This is a genomic window from Sphingomonas sp. BL2 (assembly GCF_056680015.1).
Genome location: NZ_CM155261.1, coordinates 205899 through 229562 on the forward strand (window position 1 = coordinate 205899; position 23664 = coordinate 229562).

24 protein-coding genes are annotated in these 23664 nt (G+C 63.8%); 12 read left to right on the forward strand and 12 right to left on the reverse strand.

Annotated elements, in window-relative coordinates; genetic code table 11:
- Positions 1-24 precede the first annotated feature (24 nt).
- A complete protein-coding gene (gene eno / locus AC1ME3_RS00965; protein WP_480954466.1) occupies positions 25-1305 on the reverse strand; it encodes a phosphopyruvate hydratase in 1281 nt (426 codons plus the stop codon).
- A gap of 175 nt (positions 1306-1480) precedes the next feature.
- Between eno and AC1ME3_RS00970 the strand changes: the two genes are divergently transcribed.
- The 5 genes from AC1ME3_RS00970 (at position 1481) to AC1ME3_RS00990 (ending at position 3488) form a co-directional block, all read left to right on the forward strand.
- A complete protein-coding gene (locus AC1ME3_RS00970; protein WP_121904094.1) occupies positions 1481-1969 on the forward strand; it encodes a hypothetical protein in 489 nt (162 codons plus the stop codon).
- 4 nt (positions 1970-1973) lie between these two features.
- Positions 1974-2327 carry a phage holin family protein gene (locus AC1ME3_RS00975; RefSeq protein ID WP_480954467.1) on the forward strand — a complete coding sequence of 118 codons (354 nt, stop codon included), beginning with the start codon at positions 1974-1976 and terminating at the stop codon, positions 2325-2327.
- Positions 2324-2596: a hypothetical protein gene (locus tag AC1ME3_RS00980; protein WP_056062302.1), complete on the forward strand. Its 273-nt coding sequence runs from the start codon at positions 2324-2326 to the stop codon at positions 2594-2596. Before AC1ME3_RS00975 ends, AC1ME3_RS00980 begins: the two co-directional genes overlap by 4 nt.
- A 103-nt stretch (positions 2597-2699) precedes the next feature.
- Positions 2700-3179: a hypothetical protein gene (locus AC1ME3_RS00985; protein ID WP_480954468.1), complete on the forward strand. Its 480-nt coding sequence runs from the start codon at positions 2700-2702 to the stop codon at positions 3177-3179.
- Between the two features lie 81 nt (positions 3180-3260).
- Positions 3261-3488, forward strand: a complete 228-nt coding sequence (locus AC1ME3_RS00990; RefSeq protein WP_056051043.1) for a DUF4170 domain-containing protein — start codon at positions 3261-3263, stop codon at positions 3486-3488.
- Between the two features lie 404 nt (positions 3489-3892).
- Here AC1ME3_RS00990 and AC1ME3_RS00995 read toward each other — a convergent pair whose 3' ends face one another.
- The 5 genes from AC1ME3_RS00995 to carA all read right to left on the reverse strand — a co-directional run bounded on the left by AC1ME3_RS00995 (position 3893) and on the right by carA (position 10300).
- Entirely contained in the window at positions 3893-4543 is a 651-nt protein-coding gene (locus AC1ME3_RS00995; protein WP_480954469.1) for a rhomboid family intramembrane serine protease, read from the reverse strand.
- A gap of 5 nt (positions 4544-4548) precedes the next feature.
- Positions 4549-5025, reverse strand: coding sequence for a transcription elongation factor GreA (gene greA / locus AC1ME3_RS01000; protein ID WP_056052861.1), 477 nt, complete (start codon positions 5023-5025; stop codon positions 4549-4551).
- A 75-nt stretch (positions 5026-5100) separates the two neighbouring features.
- Positions 5101-8433, reverse strand: a complete 3333-nt coding sequence (gene carB / locus AC1ME3_RS01005; protein ID WP_480954470.1) for a carbamoyl-phosphate synthase large subunit — start codon at positions 8431-8433, stop codon at positions 5101-5103.
- Positions 8433-9002 (reverse strand): DUF6680 family protein, encoded by a 570-nt coding sequence (locus tag AC1ME3_RS01010; RefSeq protein ID WP_480954471.1) that lies wholly within the window; start codon positions 9000-9002, stop codon positions 8433-8435. Before AC1ME3_RS01010 ends, carB begins: the two co-directional genes overlap by 1 nt.
- Complete coding sequence (gene carA / locus AC1ME3_RS01015) at positions 8999-10300, reverse strand: glutamine-hydrolyzing carbamoyl-phosphate synthase small subunit (RefSeq protein WP_480954472.1); 1302 nt, start codon at positions 10298-10300, stop codon at positions 8999-9001. The genes AC1ME3_RS01010 and carA overlap by 4 nt, the downstream gene beginning before the upstream one ends.
- Before the next feature lie 141 nt (positions 10301-10441).
- Here carA and AC1ME3_RS01020 point away from each other — a divergent pair, with 141 nt between their 5' ends.
- The 6 genes from AC1ME3_RS01020 (at position 10442) to AC1ME3_RS01045 (ending at position 17135) form a co-directional block, all read left to right on the forward strand.
- Complete coding sequence (locus AC1ME3_RS01020) at positions 10442-10894, forward strand: GatB/YqeY domain-containing protein (protein ID WP_107952276.1); 453 nt, start codon at positions 10442-10444, stop codon at positions 10892-10894.
- A gap of 135 nt (positions 10895-11029) precedes the next feature.
- Positions 11030-11362, forward strand: a complete 333-nt coding sequence (locus AC1ME3_RS01025) for an endonuclease domain-containing protein (protein WP_480954473.1) — start codon at positions 11030-11032, stop codon at positions 11360-11362.
- Positions 11363-11376: 14 nt separating this feature from the next.
- Positions 11377-13239 (forward strand): DNA primase, encoded by a 1863-nt coding sequence (gene dnaG / locus AC1ME3_RS01030; protein WP_480954474.1) that lies wholly within the window; start codon positions 11377-11379, stop codon positions 13237-13239.
- Positions 13239-15266: an RNA polymerase sigma factor RpoD gene (gene rpoD / locus AC1ME3_RS01035; RefSeq protein ID WP_480954475.1), complete on the forward strand. Its 2028-nt coding sequence runs from the start codon at positions 13239-13241 to the stop codon at positions 15264-15266. Before dnaG ends, rpoD begins: the two co-directional genes overlap by 1 nt.
- 114 nt (positions 15267-15380) lie before the next feature.
- Positions 15381-16421 carry a hypothetical protein gene (locus AC1ME3_RS01040; protein ID WP_480954476.1) on the forward strand — a complete coding sequence of 347 codons (1041 nt, stop codon included), beginning with the start codon at positions 15381-15383 and terminating at the stop codon, positions 16419-16421.
- Positions 16422-16595: 174 nt separating this feature from the next.
- Complete coding sequence (locus tag AC1ME3_RS01045; RefSeq protein WP_480954477.1) at positions 16596-17135, forward strand: pseudouridine synthase; 540 nt, start codon at positions 16596-16598, stop codon at positions 17133-17135.
- Between the two features lie 1002 nt (positions 17136-18137).
- On the opposite strand, the gene rplS is transcribed toward AC1ME3_RS01045, so the two are convergent.
- Both rplS and trmD read right to left on the reverse strand, forming a co-directional pair.
- Complete coding sequence (gene rplS, locus AC1ME3_RS01050; protein ID WP_031395442.1) at positions 18138-18530, reverse strand: 50S ribosomal protein L19; 393 nt, start codon at positions 18528-18530, stop codon at positions 18138-18140.
- Positions 18527-19258, reverse strand: a complete 732-nt coding sequence (gene trmD, locus AC1ME3_RS01055; protein WP_480955879.1) for a tRNA (guanosine(37)-N1)-methyltransferase TrmD — start codon at positions 19256-19258, stop codon at positions 18527-18529. Before trmD ends, rplS begins: the two co-directional genes overlap by 4 nt.
- Positions 19259-19366: 108 nt before the next feature.
- Between trmD and AC1ME3_RS01060 the strand changes: the two genes are divergently transcribed.
- Positions 19367-20272, forward strand: a complete 906-nt coding sequence (locus AC1ME3_RS01060) for an NAD(P)/FAD-dependent oxidoreductase (protein WP_480954478.1) — start codon at positions 19367-19369, stop codon at positions 20270-20272.
- A gap of 95 nt (positions 20273-20367) precedes the next feature.
- Here the strand turns inward: AC1ME3_RS01060 and rimM are convergent, their stop codons facing one another.
- The 4 genes from rimM to ffh form a co-directional block, all read right to left on the reverse strand.
- A complete protein-coding gene (gene rimM / locus AC1ME3_RS01065) occupies positions 20368-20868 on the reverse strand; it encodes a ribosome maturation factor RimM (protein ID WP_480954479.1) in 501 nt (166 codons plus the stop codon).
- On the reverse strand, positions 20846-20989 hold the full coding sequence (locus AC1ME3_RS01070; RefSeq protein ID WP_156362298.1) for a hypothetical protein: 144 nt from the start codon (positions 20987-20989) through the stop codon (positions 20846-20848). The genes rimM and AC1ME3_RS01070 overlap by 23 nt, the downstream gene beginning before the upstream one ends.
- Before the next feature lie 197 nt (positions 20990-21186).
- A complete protein-coding gene (gene rpsP, locus AC1ME3_RS01075; protein WP_107961785.1) occupies positions 21187-21633 on the reverse strand; it encodes a 30S ribosomal protein S16 in 447 nt (148 codons plus the stop codon).
- 123 nt (positions 21634-21756) lie between these two features.
- Positions 21757-23313 (reverse strand): signal recognition particle protein, encoded by a 1557-nt coding sequence (gene ffh, locus AC1ME3_RS01080; protein WP_480954480.1) that lies wholly within the window; start codon positions 23311-23313, stop codon positions 21757-21759.
- Positions 23314-23664: the final 351 nt, after the last annotated feature.

A 23664-nucleotide genomic window follows, 5' to 3' on the forward strand; every position in this document is an offset into this window, starting at 1 on the left:
GTCGTCCTCCGGTTTCCGAACCTATCAGCCCCCGATCAGGATGTCGCGACCCGCATAGCGCGCCGCATCACCCAGCTCTTCCTCGATCCGGATCAGCTGGTTGTACTTCGCCAACCGGTCCGACCGAGCGAGGCTGCCCGTCTTGATCTGACCGCAGTTGGTCGCGACCGCCAGATCGGCGATCGTCGAGTCCTCGGTCTCGCCCGAACGATGCGACATTACCGCGGTGTACTTCGCCCGCTGTGCCATCGACACCGCCTCCAAAGTCTCGGTCAGCGTGCCGATCTGGTTGACCTTCACCAGCAGTGAGTTCGCAATACCCTGGTCGATCCCGCGCTTCAGACGCTTCGGGTTGGTCACGAACAGATCGTCGCCGACCAGCTGGACCTTGTCGCCGATCAGGTCGGTGAGCGTCTTCCAGCCCTCCCAATCGTCCTCGCCCATGCCGTCCTCGATCGAGAAGATCGGGTAGCGGCGCGTCAGGTCCGCGAGATACTCCGCCATCTCGCCGCTTTCGAGGATCCGGCCCTCGCCCGAGATGTCGTACTTGCCGTTCTTGTAGAACTCGGTCGCCGCGCAATCGAGCGCGAGCATCACGTCCTCGCCAGGCTTGTACCCCGCCTTCTCGATGCTCGACATGATGAAGTCGAGCGCCTCGGTGGTGCTGCCGATGTTCGGCGCGAAGCCGCCCTCGTCACCGACGCTGGTCGACAGGCCCTTCTCGCTCAGGCCCTTCTTCAGCGTGTGGAAGATCTCCGAGCCGCAGCGGACCGCCTCGAGGATGTTCGACGCGCCGACCGGCACGACCATGAATTCCTGGAAATCGATCGGGTTGTCGGCATGCTCGCCGCCGTTGATGATGTTCATCATCGGCACCGGCAGCAGATGCGCCTGCACGCCGCCGACATAACGGTACAGCGGCAGGCCACGCGCTTCGGCCGCAGCCTTGGCGACGGCGAGGCTGACGCCGAGGATCGCGTTCGCGCCCAACCGGCCCTTGTTCTCGGTGCCGTCGAGTTCGATCATCGCGCGATCGAGGTCCGACTGGTCCTCCGCATCCATGCCGAGCACGGTGTCGGTGATCTCGTCATTGACCGCGTCGACCGCGCCGTCGACGCCCTTGCCGCCCCAGCGGGTCTTGTCGCCGTCACGACGCTCGACCGCCTCGTGCGCGCCGGTCGACGCGCCCGACGGCACGGCGGCGCGGCCGAAGCTGCCGTCTTCGAGCAGCACGTCGACCTCGACGGTCGGATTGCCGCGGCTGTCGAGGATCTGGCGTGCATGAAGGTCGATGATTGCGGTCACGTAACGATGCTCCTACAAATCCCGGTGCCGGGTCGTTCGCGCCGCCTCTACCGTCTCACGCCATATCGGGCAATCGCGCAGACATCCGAGAATAGTGTCGTGCAATCGCGCGACGGTTCGGGAACCGTGCTCCAACGACGGTGTTGAGGGCGTAACAATTCTGAAAGGGACCGTCATGGCCGACACCAGCGTAAACGACACCGTCAACGACCTGAAAACGACCGCGAACGAGGTCGGGACCGAGCTCAGCAAGACGATCGATAACGGCGATGTCTCGGCCAAGGCCGGCGACGCGAAGCAGGCGATCAAGGACGGCGCCAACAAGTACACCGCGCAGGCGACCGACAAGGTCCGCACCTTCGCCGAGGACGGCAAGGCACGCGCGAGCGGCGCGCTGGAGCAGGTCGCGCAGTTGCTGACCGACGCCGCCGGCCAAGTCGATGAGAAGCTCGGTTCGCAGTACGGCGGCTATGCCCGCAGCGCCGCCGACAGCGTCTCGGGTTTCGCCGACCAGGTGAAGGCCAAGGATATCGACGAGCTGTTCGACGACGCGCGCGAACTCGTGCGCAAGTCGCCCGCGATCGCCGTGGGTGCAGCAGCCGCCATCGGTTTCGTCGTCGCGCGACTGGTGCAGTCGGGCGTCGATGCCAACTCGAAGGTCTGACGTCTTGGTCGATCCACTGACGTTCGCGACCGGCGAGGACGAGAGCCTCGTGTCGATCGTCGGTCGCCTGGCGACCGAGACGAAGAGCCTCGCGACTGCGGAAGTCGCTGTCTACAAGGCGAAGTTCGGCGAGACCGCCAGCGCGTACAAGTCGGCCGCGATGTTCTTTGCGGTCGCCGGCGTGTTGGCTTTGGCCGCGCTGATCGCACTGCTGGTCGGTGCGATCTTGACGGTGGCGACGCTGGTGGGGCCAGGATGGGCGACCGCCATCGTCGTGGTGGCCGTCCTCGCAGTGGCGGCGATCCTGGCGATGATCGGCAAGTCGAAGCTTCAGATGAAGAGCGAGCCCGTATCATGACATCCGCCAAAGTCGCCGCCGCAGAGATCGAATCGGCCCTCGCCCGCCAGCGCGTCATGATGACGATCGGGCAGTTGCAGGACCGGCTCAATCCGCGGAAGCTCGCACTGAACGCCAGCCGCGACGTCGCCGATGCCGGCACCGCCGCGCTCAGCGCCAGCGTGGAAACAGTGAAGCGCAATCCGGGACCGACCGCCGGGTTCGCCGCAGTCGCCGGGCTGTTCCTCGCGCGTCACCGGATCGTCGGACTGTTCCGCCGCGGGCGGTGACCGCACTGACCGCGTCACCGTATTGAAACCTAGAAGTCCCGGCTCGCGTTGAACCCTCATTGCATTGAACGGCGAGCAGCTTGCCACCAGAAGGACATTTTCCATGACCGACGCAAAGACCACCGCCAACGACGCCGCCCACGAGACCGAGAGCCGCCTGCGCGAAGGCCTCGACACCGTCCGCGAGACCGCGTCGAAGGTCTATCACGACGCAGGCGACAAGGCCTCGGAGGTTCTCGAAGTCTCGCGTGAGAAGACCAAGCGCGTCGTCAACAACCTCGAATCCAACCCGCTCGGCATCCTCGTCGGCGGCCTCGCTGTCGGCGCGCTCGCCGGCGCGTTGATCCCGCGTTCGGCGCGCGAGAAGGAACTGCTCGCCCCCGTCGGCAAGCGCCTGAGCGAGACGCTCGTCGCGGCGACCGCGGCAGCCAAGGACGCCGGCCGTTCGGAACTCGGCGAACTCGGCCTGACCAAGGATAACGCGCGCGACCAGGCCAAGGGCTTGCTCGAGGGTATCGTCAAGGCTGTGACGACGGCCGGTACCGCAGGTGCGAAGGCGGTTTCGCAAAAGCCTGCCGTTTGAGAAGATAGGGCGTCTAAGGGTTCAAACCGCGGGTCGAACACGCTAGGGAGGCGGCAACCCCCTCCCTAGGAAAGCAAGCGCATGAGCAAGCTCCACCTCGTATTCGGCGGCCGCGTCAGCGACCCGCGTACCCTGGATTTCAACGATCTGAGCAAGATCGAATTCGTAGGCGTATTCCCGGATTACGCCAGCGCCGAGAAGGCTTGGCGTGCTGCGGCGCAGCGTACCGTCGACGATGCCGAGATGAAGTTCGTCGTGGTGCATCTGCACCGGATGCTCGAGCCGAATCTAGGCGCGACTGTAGCGTAACGGCTTTTTCGGTCATTCCCGCGAAGGCGGGAACCCATACTGGCTGACGTAGCGACCTGATCGCAACGACATAGGCTATGGATCCCCGCCTCCGCGGGGATGACGGATTTGACAGTACCTCTCTGACCATCAATTTCGTATAAAACTGCGCCTCCCCTCTCCCGTTCGGGAGTGGGAGAGACGCCAAAGGCAGCGCCCCCCCTTTCCGTTCGTGCTGAGTAGAGACCGAGTAGGCTCGCAGAGCCGTATCGAGGGCTCGTATCGAAGCACAGGTTCCGCCCACCAACCTGTCCTTCGATACGCCGCTTCGACACGCTCAGCAGCTACTCAGGACGGACGGGTGGAGATGGGCGTGGGTGTGGAACACCGTGAGGCGGAACGAACGCCTGTAGGGGACAGGCGGCTCAAGCAGCCCGGTAATGCCAGAGCAACAAAGGCCGAGCCAGCACCAACCCCGCCAGAAACCCACCGATATGCGCGCCAATGGCAATAGGCCCGCTAGCACCAACCGAAGCCCCAAACCCGGCCAGCCCCATCAGCAACTGGATCCCGATCCACGCGGCGGCAAGCCAAACGACATGCACGACCCCAGCCGGCACCGGACCGATCGCCTGCGCCCGCCGCTCGCCATACAAAAGCGCATAAGCCCCAACGACCGCCGAGATCGCACCGCTGGCGCCAATCATCGGCGCGGTGGAGTCAGGCCCGAACGCCCAATGCCCCGCCGCCGCCGCATACGCGCCCAGCACATACAGAACGACTAGCCCGACTGTCCCCAGCGCCTTCTCGACGAACTGCCCGCAATACACCAGCATCACTAGGTTCAGCGCGATGTGCGCCCAACCCCCATGGATCAACGTCGCGGTCAGCGGCGTCGCCCAGGCCGGCACGACAAACATATGCTCGCTCGGAATACCGAGATCGGTCATCCGCAACGGGATGAACCCGGCGTTCACCGCCCAATACCCAAGCGATCCGCTCAGCACCAGGAATCCCGAGACGATGACCGTCACGATCGTGATGATCGCCGTCGCCCGCGTCTCGAAAAATTGCATAAGGCTCAGATGAACTCGATCTTGGAGACGACGTAATAGCGTTCGCCGGCCGGCACCGTGACCTCAACCTCTTCGTCGAGTTTGCGCCCGATAAGCCCGCGCCCCAGCGGCGAATTGTACGAAATCCGCCCCGTCTTGGCGTTAGCCTCGGTCTGGCCGACGATCTGATACTTCACCGGCTTGTCGTTCTCGTCGAGCAACGTCACCGTCGCGCCGAACACGACCTTGTCGCCCGACAGGTCCTTCGGGTCGATGATCTGCGCGCGGCTCAGCTTGTCCTCGATGTCCGAGATCGATGCCTCGACCTGGCCCTGACGCTCCTTCGCGGCATGATATTCCGCGTTCTCGCTCAGATCGCCGTGCGCGCGCGCCTCTTCGATCGCGTCGACGATCGTCGGACGTTCGGCTTTCAGGCGCTTCAGATCCGCGCTCAGCGTCTCATAGCCTTCCTGCAGCATCGGCATCTTTTCGACGGTCGCCATCATCTCGTCCCCAAATCCATTTCCCCGCGCGAGGCCCTGTACCAGCCCCGCCCACACATCATTCTCATGTCGGGATCAGTCGTGCGACTGCGAATAATAGGATTGCAGCGGCCGTACTTCAAGGCTGTGCGTCGAAAGCTTGGCGATCGCCTTCGCCGCTTCGAGCGAAGCGGGCGCGGTCGTGAAGTACGGAATGCGTTGTCCCAGCGCGGAAGCCCGGATCGGCTGCGAGTCCTTGAGGCTCTGCCACCCCTCGGTGGTGTTGAAGATCAGCGCGATATCGCCGTCCTTGATCCGGTCGACGATATGCGGCCGACCCTGCGCCACCTTGTTGACCTTCTCGACCGGCAAGTCGGCAAGTGCGAGGTGATCCGCAGTCCCGCCGGTCGCGACGATCGAGAAACCGGTGTCGACCAGCGCCTTCACCGCCTCGACGATCATCGCCTTGTCGCCGTCCTTCACGCTGACGAAGACATTGCCCTTGGTCGGCAGGATCGTCCCCGCGCCGAGCTGAGCCTTGGCAAACGCGATCGTGAAATCGGGATCGATTCCCATGACTTCGCCGGTCGACTTCATTTCCGGTGACAGCACCGGATCGACGCCGGGGAACTTGTTGAAGGGGAACACCGCCTCCTTCACCGCATAATAGTCGATATGCCGGTCGATCTTCGGGAGGTTGACCAGCTTCTCGCCCGCCATGACGCGCGCGGCGATCTTGGCAATCGGCGCGCCGATCGCCTTGGCGACGAACGGCACGGTGCGCGACGCACGCGGGTTGACTTCGATGAGGTAGACCAGGCCATCCTTCACCGCGAACTGGATGTTCATCAGGCCCACCACCGACAAGGCATGCGCGAGCGCCACCGTCTGCCGCTCGATCTCGGCGATGATCTCCGCCGACAGCGAATATGGCGGGATCGAGCACGCAGAGTCGCCCGAATGGACGCCCGCCTCCTCGATATGCTGCAACACCCCCGCGACCACCACGTCGGTGCCGTCGCAGATCGCGTCGACATCGACTTCGATCGCATCGCGCAGATACTGGTCGATCAGCACCGGCGAGTCGCCCGACACCTGCACCGCGGTCGCGATGTAATGCTCGAGCTGCCCGATCGTATCGACGATCTCCATCGCCCGCCCGCCGAGCACATACGAAGGCCGCATCAGCACCGGATAGCCGATCCGCTCCGCTGCCGCGACCGCCTCGTCCCGGCTCCGCGCCAGGCCATTGGCCGGCTGCAACAGCCCGAGCTTGGTGATCAGTGCCGCGAACCGCTCGCGGTCCTCCGCCAGATCGATCGCGTCCGGCGTCGTCCCCAGGATCGGAATGCCCGCCGCCTCGAGCGCCCGCGCAAGGTTCAGCGGCGTCTGCCCGCCGAACTGCACGATCACGCCCACCAGCGTGCCGTTCTGCTGCTCGACATGCAGGATCTCGAGCACGTCCTCGGCGGTCAGTGGCTCGAAATACAGCCGGTCCGACGTGTCGTAATCGGTCGAGACGGTCTCCGGGTTGCAGTTGACCATGATCGTCTCATAGCCCGCATCCGCCAGCGCAAAGCACGCATGGCAGCAGCAATAATCGAACTCGATCCCCTGCCCGATCCGGTTCGGCCCACCGCCGAGAATGACGATCTTCTTCCGGTCGGTCGGCTCGGACTCGTTCTCGGGCTCGCCGAAGCTCGGGGCCTCGTACGTCGAGTACATATACGGCGTCTTCGCATCGAATTCGGCCGCGCACGTATCGATCCGCTTGAACACCGGCCGCACGCCGAGCTTCAGGCGATGCTGGCGCACCTCCTCCTCGGTGACGCCGCCGGTCATCGCCTTGACGACCTCGTGGATCAGCCCCGAGCCACGCGCGATCCCGCGGTTCATGCCGCGCAGATTGGCGGATTGCAGCGCCAGCCATGCGAGCCGCTTGTCGCTGAACCCCATGCTCTTCAGGCGACGCATACCGGGCGCGTCGATCGGCAGGCCGTCCTTCATCACCTCGGCCTCGGCCGCGATGATCTCGGCGATCCGCTCCAGGAACCACGGATCGTACTTGGCGATCGCATGCACCTCGGCGACCGTGAAGCCCTCGCGCAACGCCTGCGCCGCGACCAGCAACCGGTCCGGCGTCGCGACAGCCAGCGCCGCCTCGATTTCCGCGCGCGGCGCACCGACCAGATGATCGACCTGATTGAACCCGCTCAAGCCCGTCTCGAGCCCGCGCAACGCCTTCTGCATCGATTCGTGGATGTTGCGACCGATCGCCATCACTTCGCCGACCGATTTCATCGCGGTGCCGAGCGTGTTCGACGCGCCCTTGAACTTCTCGAACGCGAACCGCGGAATCTTGGTCACGACGTAATCGATCGTCGGCTCGAAAGCGGCAGGCGTGGCCCCCGTGATATCGTTCTCGATCTCGTCGAGCGTGTAGCCGACCGCCAGCTTCGCCGCGACCTTCGCGATCGGGAAGCCGGTAGCCTTGGACGCCAGCGCGGACGAGCGCGAGACGCGCGGGTTCATCTCGATGACGACCAGCCGGCCGTCCTTCGGATTGACCGCGAACTGCACGTTCGAACCCCCTGTTTCGACACCGATTTCGCGCAACACCGCGATCGATGCGTTGCGCATGATCTGGTATTCCTTGTCGGTCAGCGTCAGCGCCGGCGCGACCGTGATCGAGTCGCCGGTGTGGACGCCCATCGGATCGACGTTCTCGATCGAGCAGATGATGATCGCGTTGTCGTTGCGATCGCGCACCACCTCCATCTCGTATTCTTTCCAGCCGAGCAGCGATTCCTCGATCAGCACCTCGGTGGTCGGCGACAGGTCGAGCCCGTTGCGAACGATCGCGATGAATTCCTCGCGATTATACGCGATGCCGCCGCCCGAGCCGCCCATCGTGAAGCTCGGCCGAATGATCGACGGAAGCCCGGTCTTCTCAAGACCTTCCAAGGCTTCTTCGACAGTATGGGCTATAGCCGAGCGCGCGCTTTCCAGCCCGATCCGGTCCATCGCGTCGCGAAATTTAAGCCGGTCCTCCGCCATGTCGATCGCATCGGCATCCGCCCCGATCATCGTCACGCCGAACTTCTCGAGCGTACCGTCATGGAACAGCGCAAGCGCGGTATTCAGCGCGGTCTGCCCGCCCATCGTCGGCAGGATCGCGTCCGGACGCTCCTTCTCGATGATCTTGGCGACGATCGCAGGCGTGATCGGCTCGACATAGGTCGCGTCGGCCAGCTCGGGATCGGTCATGATCGTGGCGGGGTTCGAATTGACGAGGACGATACGATAGCCCTCCTCCTTCAACGCCTTGATCGCCTGCGTGCCCGAATAATCGAACTCGCACGCCTGGCCGATGACGATGGGTCCTGCGCCGATGACGAGGATCGAGGAGATGTCGGTGCGTTTTGGCATTAGAGGTGAGCTTCCGGCAAATCGTTCTTTTGTTCAGGAATTAGCTGATCCGGCTGTGGCGGATCAGGTAGTCCAGCCGCTGCGTTTTGACCTTCGAGAGCATTTGCGATCCTGATCCAAGCAACTTGCGCCTGTATATTTAGCTGATCCCGATCCACAAACCCTTGCGAGGCATAAGCGCTCGACTGGATTGCCGTTTCAGACAGTTTGTATGAGAGGTGTTGTGATATTTCAAATATAAGCTTCGTCTGCTTGATTGACATATCTTGCTGGTGACGCTCTTTATTTTCGTCAGATGCGCGGTAGTGAACTGATTCAATGTAGCTAGTCCATGCGGACATGATCCCGGTCACTCTATTAAATTCAACCGGTATCATGTTGATCGCGACAGAGTAGGCCGGGTCAGCGGGTAGATGCCTTGTGTTGAGCAACATACGCAACGTCTGCAACTGACGATCCCGAACGCTTGTTCGCTGCTGACTCCACAATGTAATCAATACGGCGGAAATTGGCCCTGCGAAGAGGCCGATCAGCGTCACGAACTCGTAGATCTTCAGTCCAAAGATCATTGCAGCATCCCTACAAACCGCTCGAACAGATACAGGCTATCCTGCGGACCTGGGCTCGCTTCCGGATGATATTGCACGGAGAACGCCGGCTTGTCGGTCAGTTCCAGCCCCGCGTTCGACCCGTCGAACAGCGAAACATGCGTCTCGCGGACGTTGGCGGGCAGGCTGTCGCGCTCGACCGCGAAGCCGTGGTTCATGCTGGTGATCTCGACGGCGCCGTCGGACAGGCGCTTGACCGGGTGGTTGGCGCCGCGGTGGCCCTGGAACATCTTGGTCGTGGTCGCGCCGACCGCGAGGCCAAGCAGCTGGTGGCCGAGGCAGATGCCGAACAGCGGCTTGCCGGTCTCGAGCAGCTGGCGGATCACCGGCACCGCGTAGTCGGCGGTCGCGGCGGGGTCGCCGGGGCCGTTCGAGAGGAAGATGCCGTCGGGGGCGAGCGCCATCACGTCGTCGAAGCTGGCGGTGGCGGAAACGACGGAGACCTTGGCGCCTGCCTCGACGAGGTTGCGGAAGATGTTGCGCTTGCTGCCGTAATCGATCGCGACGACGTGGGGGCGGGCCTTCTGCTCCCCTTCCGCGGAGCGGGAGGGGTCGGGGGAGGGCATGGCCTCAGGCGGGGTCGGCGCTGATTGGTCAGCCCCTCCCCCGACCCCTCCCGCGAGCGGGAGGGGAGCAGAAGCGCCCTCTCCTGCTTGCGAGCTGTCCCCATAGCCGAAGCCCAGCTTCCAGACACCGCCGGGAGCATCCTCACCCCAGCCATAATGCATCTCGGTCGACACGTCCTTGGCGAGGTCCATGCCCTCCAGCCCCGGCCATGCGCACGCCATCGCCAGCAGCGCCGCCACGTCGAACTCGCCACTCGCCGAGTGCGCGATGACCCCGTTGGGCGCGCCCGCAACCCGGATCCGCCGCGTCAGCGCACGCGTGTCGACGCCCGACAGGCCGATCCGCGCATGCCGCTTCATCCAGCCATCCAGCCCCTCGACCGCGCGGAAGCTCGACGGCTGCGTCACGTCCTCGCGGACGATGATGCCGAGCGCGTGCGGGTCGTCCGCCTCGACGTCGTCGGGGTTCGCGCCGACATTGCCGATGTGCGGGAAGGTGAAGCAGATCATCTGCCCGGCGAAGGACGGGTCGGTCAGCACCTCCTGATAGCCGGTCATCGCGGTGTGGAAGCACACTTCGCCGACCGCACTGCCCTCTGCGCCGAACCCGCGACCCCAGATCACGTCGCCATTGGCGAGGACCAGGACGCCTGTTGCACCGGCAGGCATGGCTATAGGCTGGGCGTCGGCCATCAGGCTGGGCACTCTCTTTACGTTGACGATGTCGCTAAGTGGTGTCCGCTAAGGCCGGCGTGCCGCAGCGTCAATCTGTTAAACGGGCGGCGGACGCGCTATCCCGTCGGGCTACGCACGAACCACCTGAAAGACCAGTACATGATTCGCGACGACATCAAGGCTGCGCAGCTGACCGCCATGAAGGCCGGCGACAAGCAGAGCCGCAACGCTATCTCGTTGATCCAGGCCGCGATCAAGAACCGCGACATCGAGGCGCGCACCGGGAAAGCGCCCGAGAGCGACGACGCGCTGGTGGTCGAAGTGCTCCAGAAGATGGTCAAGCAGCGCCGCGAGTCGATCGAGATGTTCTCGAAGGGCGGCCGCCAGGAGCTCGCCGACGCGGAGACCGCGGAGGTCGCGGTGATCGAACGCTTCCTGCCGCAGCAGATGAGCGAGGCGGAAACATCGGCGGCGATCGAGGCGATCAAGGCAGAGCTCGGCGCGACCGGCATGAAGGACATGGGCCGGGTGATGGCGGAACTGAAGGCCCGCCACGCCAGCGAGCTGGACATGAGCAAGGCAAGCGGCCTGGTAAAGGCGGCGCTGTCGTAAATGGATGAGCGCGGCCCCCTTCTTCCTCCCCTCCCGCAAGCGGGAGGGGACCGAGGGGTGGGCCCGCGCCATCGGCTGGACAGACCAACCGAGAGGGCCCGCGACCTCCGCAACGAAGCGACGAATGCCGAGCAGATGTTATGGCGTCAGCTGAAAGGCTCCAGGTTGCAGGATCTCAAGTTCAGCCGCCAGATGCCAATCGCCGGGTATTTCGCCGACTTCGTATGCCGCTCGCACAAGCTGATCGTGGAGCTAGACGGCAGCCAGCATGTCGAAGCCCAACCTCATGACGAAGTCCGCACGAAGCAGCTCGAAGCCGCCGGCTACCGCGTCGTCCGCTTCTGGAACAACGATCTGACCTCGAACATGCCCGGCGTATTGGAGACCATTCTGAACGCTGCGATCGGAACCGAGCGCGTGCCCCCCCCCAGCCCCCTCCCGCAAGCGGGCGGGGGGGCTCTGTCGTAGGCGGGGCGAGTTAAGTGGCGCTAACCCCGCAATTCCTCGACGAACTCCGCGGCCGCACCTCGCTCAGTGCCCTCGTCGGCAAGACCACCAAGCTCACCAAGGCCGGGCGCGAGCACAAGGGCTGCTGCCCATTCCATAACGAGAAGACGCCCTCCTTCTACGTCAACGACGACAAAGGCTTCTACCATTGCTTCGGTTGCTCGGCGCATGGCGACGCAATCAAGTGGATGACCGACCAGCGCGGCCTGCCCTTCATGGACGCCGTCAGGGAGCTCGCGCAGGCCGCCGGTATGGACATGCCCGCGATGGACCGCCAGTCCGCCGCCAAGGCCGAGCGCGCCAAGGGCCTGCACGAGGTCATGTCGGACTCCGCGGACTGGTTCACCGAGCAACTCAACGGCCTCCCCGGCACCGAAGCGCGCGCCCTGCTCGACCGCCGCGGCATCAGGCCCGAGACGGCGCGCGCGTTCGGCATGGGGTTCGCTCCGGACTCACGCGGCAAGCTTAAAACCGCGCTGAAGGATTACGGCGACCCCATGCTGGTCGAGTCCGGCATGCTGATATCGGTCGAAGGCAAGGACCCGTACGACCGGTTCCGCGGCCGCCTGATGATCCCGATCCGCGACCCTCGCGGCCGGACGATCGCGTTCGGCGGGCGCGTGCTCGACGGTGGCGAGCCGAAATACCTCAACTCCCCCGACACGCCGCTCTTCGACAAGGGCCGCACGCTCTACAACCTCGACAAGGCCGCCCCAGCCTCGCGCAAATCCGGCCGCGTGCTGGTGGTCGAGGGCTATATGGACGTCATCGCGCTCGCCCAGGCGGGCTTCGGCGAAGCGGTCGCCCCGCTCGGCACGGCATTGACCGAAGCGCAGCTCGAACGACTGTGGCGGATGGTAGATGTCCCCCTGCTCTGCTTCGACGGCGACGGCGCCGGCCAGAAGGCGTCGCTCCGGGCCGCCCACCGCGCGCTGCCCCTGCTCGCGCCCGGCCGCAGCCTCGCCTTCGTCACGCTCCCGCAAGGCCAGGACCCCGACGACCTCGTCCGCGCCGGTGGCCCCGGCGCGTTCGAGGCGCTACTGAAAACCCCCGAACAGCTCGTCGACCGGCTCTGGGCATCCGAAGTCGCCGCCGAGGCGCTCGACACCCCCGAACAGCGCGCCGGCCTCAAGCGCCGCCTCCACGAACTCGCGGAAGGCATCGCCGACCCCTCGGTGAAGCAGCAATACCACGCCGAGTTCAAGAACCGCTTCTACGAACATTTCAAACCCGTCCGCGCCCCCTTCGTCCCCCGCGGCGAGCGCCCCAAGGGCGGCTGGAAGCCCCCGGCGGCACCGGTCACCGAAGACGCGAAGGCCTTCCTCGCCACCGGCATCGACCGCGTCTTGGCGAAGGCGGTGCTCGCCGGCCTGATCCGCCACCCGGTCGAGATCGCGCGTCATATGGAGGTGCTCGGCTCGCTCCAAATGATCGACGGCGCGCTCGGGCGATTGTTCGAAGCGGTCGTAGATGTTGCACTTGAGGACCAGAAGCTTGATAGCGGGCGCTTGCTCACCATATTGGCGAGGTCTGGTTTCAATTCAGTCGCGAGTGACCTGTTGAGAGCCGATACGATGCCCTATTCGTTCACGCAGACCACGGCCGATCCAGCCCGAGTCCGTGCCGACCTCGACGAGGCGATCGCGATCATGGTCGCCCGCCCTGAGGTAGACGCGGCACTCAAGCAGGCGACCGCGGCGATGCAGACGCACTTCACCGAAGATGCGTTCGAACGACAAGTGGCTATGGTAAGAGAGAAACAGGCGTTGGAAGTCCGACTTGCAAATCTTGTACAGTCGAACGAAGACGCCCGAGCGTTGGGTACCGAGGGCGATTGATGGCTAAGGCGAACATGGCGGAACCCGCCGAGACGAACGAAACCGGCGATGCGCCGCTGATCGACATGAACGATGCGTCGATCAAGAGGGTCATCGCGCGCGCCAAGAAGCGCGGCTACATCACCTATGAGCAGCTCAACGAAGCGCTGCCGCAGGGCGAGATGTCGTCCGACCAGATCGAGGACATCAGCGCCGCGCTGAGCGAGATGGGCATCAACATCGTCGAGAACGACGAAGCCGGCGAGGACGGCGAGACCGAGCCCGCCAAGGACGACGAGGACGAGCCGGAGGCCGCCGACGCGGATGCCGACACAGGCCCCGCGATCGAGAAAAAGAAAGAGACCATCGATCGCACCGACGATCCGGTCCGCATGTACCTGCGCGAGATGGGCGCGGTCGAGCTGCTCAGCCGCGAGGGCGAGATCGCGATCGCCAAGCGCATCGAGGCGGGTCGCGACACGATGATCCTCGGGCTGTGCGAATCGCCGATCACCTTCAACGCGATCATCGACTGGTCGACCGCGCTGAACGAGGGCACGATGCAGCTGCGCGAGATCATGGATCTCGACGCGATGCTGTCGAAGGACCCCGCGCCTGAAGCGATGGCCGAGGACGGCGAAGCCGACGACGGCGAGATCAGCGAGAAGAACGCCGGCCCTTCGTTCAAGGAAGAAGCCGAGCCCGAAGAGCCGTCCGCCGACGAGGACGAGGACGGCGAGCGTCGTGCTCCGCGCGCATCGGACGACGAGGAGGAGGACAACACCCTCAGCCTCGCGCAGATGGAAGAGCAGCTCAAGCCGATCGCGCTCGAGCGGTTCGCCAGCATCACCGCGCTCTACAAGAAGTTCAGTAAGATCCAGCAGTCGCGCGTCGACGCGATGGGCATCGGCGGCGATTTCTCCGCGGCCGACGAGCGCAAGTACCAGAAGCTGCGCGAGGAACTCACGGCGGAAGTCGAGAGCGTCCAGTTCCACAACGCCAAGATCGAATATCTGGTCGATCAGCTCTATGCCTATAACCGTCGCCTGACCGCGCTTGGCGGCCAGATGCTGCGCCTCGCCGAGCGCCACAAGGTGCCGCGCAAGGACTTCCTCGATCGCTATATCGGTCACGAGATCGACGAGAACTGGCTGACGACGGTCAACAAGGTCGACAAGAAGTGGACCGCGTTCGTCGCCAACGAGGGCGAGGCGGTCGAGCGCATCCGTGCGGAGATCGCCGACATCACGCAGCAGACCGGCATGGCGCTCACCGAGTTCCGCCGGATTGTCAACATGGTCCAGAAGGGCGAGCGCGAGGCGCGTATCGCCAAGAAGGAAATGGTCGAGGCGAACCTGCGGCTGGTGATCTCGATCGCCAAGAAATACACGAACCGCGGCCTGCAGTTCCTGGATCTCATCCAGGAGGGCAATATCGGCCTGATGAAGGCGGTCGACAAGTTCGAGTATCGCCGCGGCTACAAGTTCAGCACCTATGCGACGTGGTGGATCCGCCAGGCGATCACCCGCTCGATCGCGGACCAGGCGCGGACCATCCGTATCCCGGTCCACATGATCGAGACGATCAACAAGCTGGTCCGCACCAGCCGCCAGTTCCTCCACGAGCAGGGCCGCGAACCGACCCCGGAGGAAATGGCCGAGCGCCTCTCCATGCCGCTGGAGAAGGTGCGCAAGGTGATGAAGATCGCCAAGGAGCCGATCAGCCTCGAAACGCCGATCGGCGACGAGGAGGATTCGCATCTCGGCGACTTCATCGAGGACAAGAACGCGATCATCCCGGTGGATGCCGCGATCCAGGCGAACTTGAAGGAGACGGTGACGCGGGTGCTGGCGTCGCTCACCCCGCGTGAGGAACGCGTGTTGCGCATGCGCTTCGGCATCGGCATGAACACCGATCACACGCTCGAGGAAGTCGGCCAGCAGTTCTCGGTGACGCGCGAACGCATCCGTCAGATCGAGGCGAAGGCGCTGCGGAAGCTGAAGCATCCGTCGCGCTCGCGGAAAATGCGGAGCTTCCTCGACCAGTAAGGGTTGGGGATTGCTGATCGAACGAACAGGCCGCGGTGGAAACACCGCGGCCTGTTTTTATTGTGCCTGCGGAGTCTGCGTGAAGCTATCGTAGCAAAAAATAAGGATCTTGGTGTGGCTGGTGATAGACCGATTGATCTATTTCGTGATGGCGCAGTCAGCGCAAAATCACCCGATGAATGCGGCAACATCGTAGCGATTTTTGGCTGTGAGCGCCAACATCGGATGTACGTACTGGGCCAAACCGGCATCTCTTCCAGCGTGTTTGCCGACAAAATCGATCCTGATCGTATCAACCCCGCAATCCCGAATGTCGTTCAAAAACTCGAGCTTGAATACGGAGCCACGACTGAATTTGTTCAACAGACCGTTGGTATGGCAATGACGATCTTTAAAGATAAGAAATATTTACCTCTGGGCTTTGATAGAGAAGACGCCTTTTCAGAAGCGCTCTCGATTGCGCAAGAGTTAGCCGAAATCTCAGATAATATTCGTGAGCTATCTCGCAGCGAGATGACCACTCGCGAAAAATTCCAATTCGGAATGCCGAACATAGGCCAACTACCAAAAACGCAGAACCTTCGAGGTAGGTCGAACCAGTCAATTGGCCATCTCGCAAGTGCGCGATCTTCAACCGTACGCCTAGCTCAGATGTTCTACCCGAAATCCGACGCAAAAGAAGGCTGGTCACAGTCGTTAAAGCGAGTTTTCGAAACGATATTTAATGAGGATGATGAACTTCGCGATGACTTAGTCAGAGCGATCAACTACCTTCGTACGGTCGTTGACTGGCGTAATACCCTAGAGCATCCACGTTTAGAACAAAATGTGATATTTCGAGATTACGAATTGTCGCCGCTCGGGACAATTACGCCACCAACGATTGAGATCGAACACCGAACCAGTGGATTGCCGAAGCAGGACTTAGTTCAGTTCCTCCAAGATTCAGTTTTATCGCTAGGTAATGTTTTCGAGATTCTTATCTCCGTATGTTGCGACCAGAATATCAAGCCCTTTTCGCACGCACTAACTACGCGTTTGGTTCAGCTTCCCAACGGCCAGATCGTAGCTGGATCCCGATACATTTTTCAGTCGCAATGGAAAGAGGGCTTTCCCATAATGAACACACCCTCGGATATAGGGTCGTCGGATTAGCGCGATAGGTCGTGTTCGCTCGTCCATTCCGCTGTTCCGTCTCCTTTGTCGGATCGCTTGCCGTCAACGATCGGAAGTGCTGATCCCACCTGGAACGTCCCGCTTCGCCTGATCCTGCTGTTAAGCGGAAGAATTAAGATCGAACCCGCTCGACAATCCCTCTAAAGCCCCACCATGCCCCGCATAATCCTGTTCAACAAACCATACGACGTCCTCAGCCAGTTCACCGACGTGAACAGTCCGACCCCGCGCGCGACGCTGTCGCAGTTCGTCGATGTGCCGGGCGTCTATCCGGCGGGGCGGCTCGACCGTGATAGCGAAGGGCTGTTGCTGCTGACCGACGACGGTCGCGTCCAGGCGCGGATCGCGGACCCGAAGTTCAAGCTGGCCAAGACCTATCTCGTGCAGGTCGAGGGCGATGCCGGCGAGGACGCGCTCGATCGGTTGCGGGGCGGCATCGTGCTGAAGGACGGCCCTGCCCGCGCCGACGTCGAGCGGATCGCAGCACCCGACCTCTGGCCGCGCGTGCCGCCGATCCGGGTCCGCGCGAGCATCCCCGATTGCTGGCTGAAGATAACGATCCGCGAAGGCCGCAACCGCCAAGTCCGCCGCATGACCGCCGCGATCGACCACCCCACGCTGCGGCTGGTCCGGTGGAGCATCGGCGACTGGACCGTGGCGGGTCTGGAGCCCGGCGCGTGGCGCGACGCCTGAGGCCTGACGCCTGACGGGTGGTCGAGGAGGGCTGGCGTTGGTCTGTGGGCCCCTGAGGCTCACACCCCCCATAAGTGCGTCCTCCATACGGCAGCGTTGGCGATTGCAAGCGGAACGCCCCCCACCCACGCCGTCATCCTGACGAAAGTCAGGACCCAAAGCCAAGCAGCGCGGCGTTCGTGATCCTGGGTCCTGACTTTCGTCAGGATGACGGAGAAGGGCATGTTCACGCGAAGGCGCTAAGACGCGAAGAGAAGCAGCTAATTTAGCGCACTTGCCCGGTCTTCTCTTCGCGCCTTAGCGCCTTCGCGTGAATCCAGTCCTTTAGCTGCGCTGCGTTGCGCGACGTGATCATAAGTCCCGAGGATAGGGCTCCCCGCCTGCGCCGGGATGTCGGTGCGTCGCGTGACGCGCCGAAATTGCATGGTGGCCCGACGAAAACTCCCTCCCCTTCAGGGGAGGGTCGGGGTGGGGCATGTCCACGCGAGCGTGCTCAGCGTGGCAAAGCCCCTCACGCCTCAAACGAGCAGCCATCCCAATCCGCCAGCAAGACGTGTTTCCCCGCGAAGGCGGGGACCCAGACTGGGCTCCCGCCTTCGCGGGAGAACAAGGAAGCGCAAGTCGGCCTGCGCAGGAAGGCGCATCCCTGTCCGACCGAATAACCGTCCCATGTCCCTAGGGACAGGCACCACGACCGCCGTCACTGGCCGGCGAGCTAATCGGCTGTCCTACACGCCCGGAGAAGCGCACCGTCACCGAATGCCCGCGCCCACCCCCTTAACCTCGAAACCGCCCTCACACCCCGACGCCACCCCCACGACAAGAAAGCTTCCCAGCGTCTACACTTCCTATACTTCCGTGCTGCAGCATAAACGCGAAACGCCAACAATCGGCAGTACTTCCAACACCTTACCCCGCCAGCCAGCCCCCACCCCGCGCACAACGAAAAAGGGCGCGGGGACCATCGCCCCCGCGCCCTTCTTCAACTCGAACAGTCTCCGATTACTCGGCGGCTGCGGTGCCCTTGGCAGGGCGCATGTCGCGACGCTCGGCGATACGCGCTGCCTTGCCGGTGCGGCCACGCAGGTAATACAGCTTGGCGCGACGCACGGCGCCCTTGCGGACGACTTCGATCGAATCGACGTTCGGCGAGTAGAGCGGGAAGACGCGCTCGACGCCCTCGCCGAAGCTCATCTTACGCACGGTGAAGTTCGAGCCCATGCCCTTGTTCGAGCGCGCGATGCACACGCCCTCGTAGTTCTGAATACGCGTGCGCTCGCCTTCGACGACCTTCACGCCGACCTTCAGCGTGTCGCCGGGGCGGAAATCGGGGATCGTCTTGTTGGCCAGGAACTTCGCGATGTTCTCGGCTTCGATCGTCTGCAACAGGTTCATGTCTCGTCCTCGTGTCGCTGCGCGCCAGAGGGCGACTGGACCCGAACGCCCTCATGGCGCTCCCAAAGGTCCGGTCGCCGTGACCGTGTATCGATCTCCGCGCGGCGTTTGCGCCATGCAGCGATCTTCGCATGATCCCCCGATCGCAGCACCTGCGGGATCGTGCGCCCTTCCCATATCTGAGGTCGGGTATAGTGCGGATATTCGAGCAGCCCCGTTTCGAAGCTCTCGTCATCCCCACTAGAAGCCGCGCCCATTACGCCGGGCAGCAGCCGAATGCAAGCATCGAGCAGCACCAGCGCGCCCATCTCGCCACCCGACAGGATGTAGTCGCCGATCGAGACCTCCTCGATCTCGCGCGCCTCGAACAGGCGTTCGTCGAACCCCTCGAACCGCCCGCAGAGAATGGTGACGCCGGGGCCCTGCGCGAGTTCGCGAACCCGCTCCTGGGTGAGAGGCTTCCCCCGAGGCGTCATCGCCAGCACCGGCCGCCTATCGGCAACGCTGTCGATCGCCGAGGCCACCACGTCGGCCCGCAGCACCATCCCGGCCCCGCCCCCCGCCGGCGTATCATCCACCGACTTGTGCTTGTCCGTCGCAAAGTCCCGGATCTGCACCGGCGAGCAAGACCACCGCCCCTCCCCCAGCGCGCGCCCAGCGAGCGACGTCCCCAGCGGCCCCGGAAACATCTCCGGATACAGCGTCAATATCGTGGCAGCGAAAGTCACAGCGTCCAATTCTCTATGCGGTTGCGCCGGCGTGCGGCGCCGAATGCGCCCAGCACCTATACGGATCGGCGCAGTGGAACAATTACGCTGGCGAAACGCTCGCGGCGAATGGACGATTGCATCATCATCGGCGCCGGCCCGGCGGGCCTCACCGCGGCGATTTATCTCGCGCGCTTCCACCTCTCGATCCGCCTGTTCGATTGCGGCAGCAGCCGCGCTGCGCTGATCCCCTGCACGCACAACCATGCCGGCTATCCCGAAGGCATCCGCGGCACGGACCTGCTAGCCCGGATGCTGGAGCAGGCGGAGACGTACGGCGCAGTGCGCGAGGGTGTGCGGGTCGATGCGATCGAGGTCGACGACGATGGCTTCACCGTTCGGCTGGGCGATCGCCGCGCACGAGCCCGGAGCGTGCTGCTCGCCACCGGAGTCGTGAACAACCGCCCCGACATGCCCGACGCCATCCACGACGAAGCGCTCGAAGCCGGCCTCCTCCGCTACTGCCCCATCTGCGACGGCTACGAAGTCACCGACAGGCGCGTCGGCGTCATCGGCACCGGCGACCACGGCATGCGCGAGGCGCTGTTCCTGCGCGGCTACACAAAGGACGTAACGCTGATCGCGCCCGAGGGCGGCCACGATCTCGATCCGGCATGCGAAGCGGCGCTAGACGAAGCCGGGATCGTCCGCGTCGGAGGCCCCTGCGGCAACTACGCGATCGAGGGAGACAAATTGGCTTTGGACACGGTCGAGGGACGGTTGTCGTTCGACAGCATCTATCCAGCGCTCGGATCGGTCATCCGTTCGGAACTCGCCGTCGCGGCAGGCGCGCGCGCATCCGAGGACGGATGTCTGGAGGTCGACTCCCACCAGCGAACCTCAATCCCCGGCCTGTTCGCGGCCGGCGACGTGGTGAAGGGTCTCGACCAGATCAGTCACGCAATGGGAGAAGCCGGCGTCGCCGCCACGACGATCCGAAACATGCTCGCCGAACAAAAACCCTTGCGGCGGTAACCGCACGCTCGAAAGAGATTGTTTCCCCGCGAAGGCGGGGACCCAGACTGGACTCCCGCCTTCGCGGGAGAACAAGGAAGCAGTAGTTAAAGCTATTACTCGGCTGCGAACGACGCTTCTACAATGAGCCGGTCGGCATCCCATTCGGGAACGGCTTCGGAGCGCATCGGTATCATGAAGCGCTTGCCAGGCTTATCGTCGACAGGCGGTCGTTCAATCTCGATCACGTCGCCCGCACCGAAATTATCGATAGCGACCACGCGTCCAATAGCCTCACCGTCGGTCGACACGACGTCGAGCCCGATCACATCCGTGTGATAATACTCACCGTCTTCCAACGGCGGCAACGACGACCGCGGCACAGTCAGTTCGGTCCCGCGCATAGCCTCGGCGGCGTTGCGATCGGCGACCTCGGCGAAGCGCGCGATCATGCCGTTGTTGCCGTTGCGGGCGGACTTCAGCAACAGCGCGCCGTTGTTGAAGCTCTTATAGCTGCCGAAATTCTCGGCGAAGACCTTCAGCCGCACTTCGCCACCGATGCCGTGCGCACCGATGACGACAGCGAGCGTCACGTCAGCCTTGCGCGGACCCTTCATCGCGACCGGGGGTGTCGTCGGAGCCTTCGGCGGGGTCGTCGGCGGAGACGCCTTGGTTGGTGGCATCTTCGATGTCCTCGGGTGCGGGGGCTGTACGGGGGTCGGTTTCGGGGGCCATCATGCGCTCCTGTTCGGGGTTACCTACAGGAGAACGCGTGACGCGCCGATCGGGTGCGGAGCAGGTCCGCTACCCTCGTCGTCATCCTGGGCTCGACCCAGGATCCAGAGCCACGAACGTTGTCGTCCCCGGCTCTGGATCCCAGCGTTCGCTGGAATGACGGAACAAGGGCGGCCGGGATGTCCCGACCGCCCCAGGTCTTACGAAGCGCTCGTTGCGTCTTCGACTTCGGCAGCGACGACCTGCTCGGTCTCTTCGTTGCTGCCCGTAGCAGGTGCGGCCTTCGCAGCAGCTTCAGCCTCGGCAGCTTCAGCCGCCTTGGTCGCACGCTCTTCGGCGCGCTCGGTGGCCTTCTCGCCAGGCTTGCCTTTGTTCGGGTTGTTGCGCGCCGAACGCTCGAGCACGCCAGCCTGGTCGAGGAAGCGCGCGACGCGGTCGGTCGGCTGCGCGCCGACGCTCAGCCAATGCTTCGCACGATCGGCGTCGAGCTGCACGCGCTGCTCGTTGTCCTTGGCGAGGAGCGGGTTGTAGTTGCCGATCTTCTCGATGAAGCGGCCATCACGCGGCGAACGCGCGTCGGCAACGACGATCTTGTAGTAAGGACGCTTCTTGGAGCCACCGCGCGCGAGGCGAATGTTGATTGCCATGATATTTTCCTTCTGGATCTAAACGTCACCCCAGCGAACGCTGGGGTCTTGTGGTTGTCAGGGTCCGCACTCTCACCGGGAGATCCCAGCTTTCGCTGGGATGACGGTCAGAGGTTGGGTTGGTTATTTCTTCTTCAGAAAATCGTCGAAACCGGCAGGCATCTGCGGCATCTTGGGGCCACCAAGCCCCGGCAGACCGCCGCCGCCCATACCGCCGCCACCGCCCGGCAGGCCACCCGCACCGGCCTTGTTGAGCATGTCGCCCATCTGCGGCCCGCCGATCGCGTTGCCGATGCCGCCAAGACCGCCGCCAAGACCACCTTTTCCGAGCATAGCCATCATGCCCTTCATGCCGCCCATCTTCTTGATCTTCTTCATGGCGGTCGACATTTCGAGGTGCATCTTGAGCAGCTTGTTGACCTCCTGGACGGTCGTCCCGGAGCCCTTGGCGATGCGGATCTTGCGCTTGGCGTTGATCAGTTCGGGCTTGTTGCGCTCCTTGATCGTCATCGATCCGATCATCGCGTCCATGTGCACCAGCACCTTTTCGCCACCGACCGACTCGACCGCGCCCTGCGCCTTCTTCATGCCGGGGATCATCCCCGCCAGCGCGCCGAGCCCGCCCATCCGCTGCATCTGCGCCAGCTGGGCCCGCAGGTCGTTCATGTCGAACTGACCCTTGGCCATCTTGGCGGCCATGCGCTCGGCGTCTTCGGCCTGGATAGACTCCGCAGCGCGCTCGACCAGGCTGACGACATCGCCCATGCCGAGGATACGCCCAGCGACACGCTCCGGATGGAACGCCTCGAGCGCATCCAGCTTCTCGCCAGTGCCCGCGAACTTGATCGGCTTGCCGGTGACCGCGCGCATCGACAGCGCCGCGCCGCCGCGGGCATCGCCGTCCATGCGGGTCAGCACGATACCCGTCAGCGGCACCTGGTCCGAGAAGTTCTGCGCGACGTTGACCGCGTCCTGACCGGTCAGCGAGTCGACGACGAGCAGGATCTCGGCCGGGTTCGCGACGTCGGCAACCGCCTTCATCTCGTCCATCAACGCCTGGTCGACATGGAGTCGACCCGCGGTGTCGAGCATCAGGACGTCATAGCCCTGGAGCTTCGCCGCCTGCATCGCGCGACGGGCGATGTCGACCGGCTGCTGGCCCTGCACGATCGGCAGCGTCGCGACGTCGATCTGCGTGCCGAGCGTCGCCAGCTGCTCCTGCGCGTTCGGGCGATTGACGTCGAGCGACGCCATCAACACCTTCTTACGCTCGCGGCCGGCCTGTCCGAAATTGGCCTGCCCCGCCGCCAGACGCTTGGCGATCTTGGCGGTCGTGGTCGTCTTGCCCGACCCTTGAAGGCCGACCATCATGATCACGGCCGGTGGCGTGACGCCCAGCTCGAGCTCGACGGCATCCGAACCGAGCATCTCGACCAGCGCATCGCTGACGATCTTGACGACCTGCTGCCCCGGCGTGACCGAGCGCAGGACGTTCTGGCCGATCGCCTTCTCGGTCGCCTTCTCGACGAACTCGCGCGCGACGGGCAGCGCGACGTCGGCTTCGAGCAGCGCAACGCGCACTTCGCGCATCGCTGCGCGCACGTCCGCTTCGGTCAGCGCACCCCGGCCGCGAAGGCGGTCGAAGACGCCGCCAAGTCGATCGCTCAGGCTTTCGAACATCGAAATACTCCCATACACCGTTACCAAACGCAAAAGCGCCGGCGGGCGAAACCTCGCCGGCCAGCGTGCATCCTTGGATGCTCGTCCAATGCGCCCCGTAACGGAACGTGGGCTGCCACCTACTGGAATGCGGTTCGGGATGCAAGACGGGTCACCGAGCGCGCAATAAGACGCCGCCCAATTGTTCTCCCGCGAAGGCGCGAGTCCAGTCTGGGCTCCCGCCTTCGCGGGAGAACACTCTGCTTCTTTGGCGGATACAGCACCCAATAGCAGCGCAGCCAATCGCTCCCGCGGCTCGCCCCGTCCCGCCTATACGGCTTCTTAACATATCCTACACGTGTCGCATGCCAC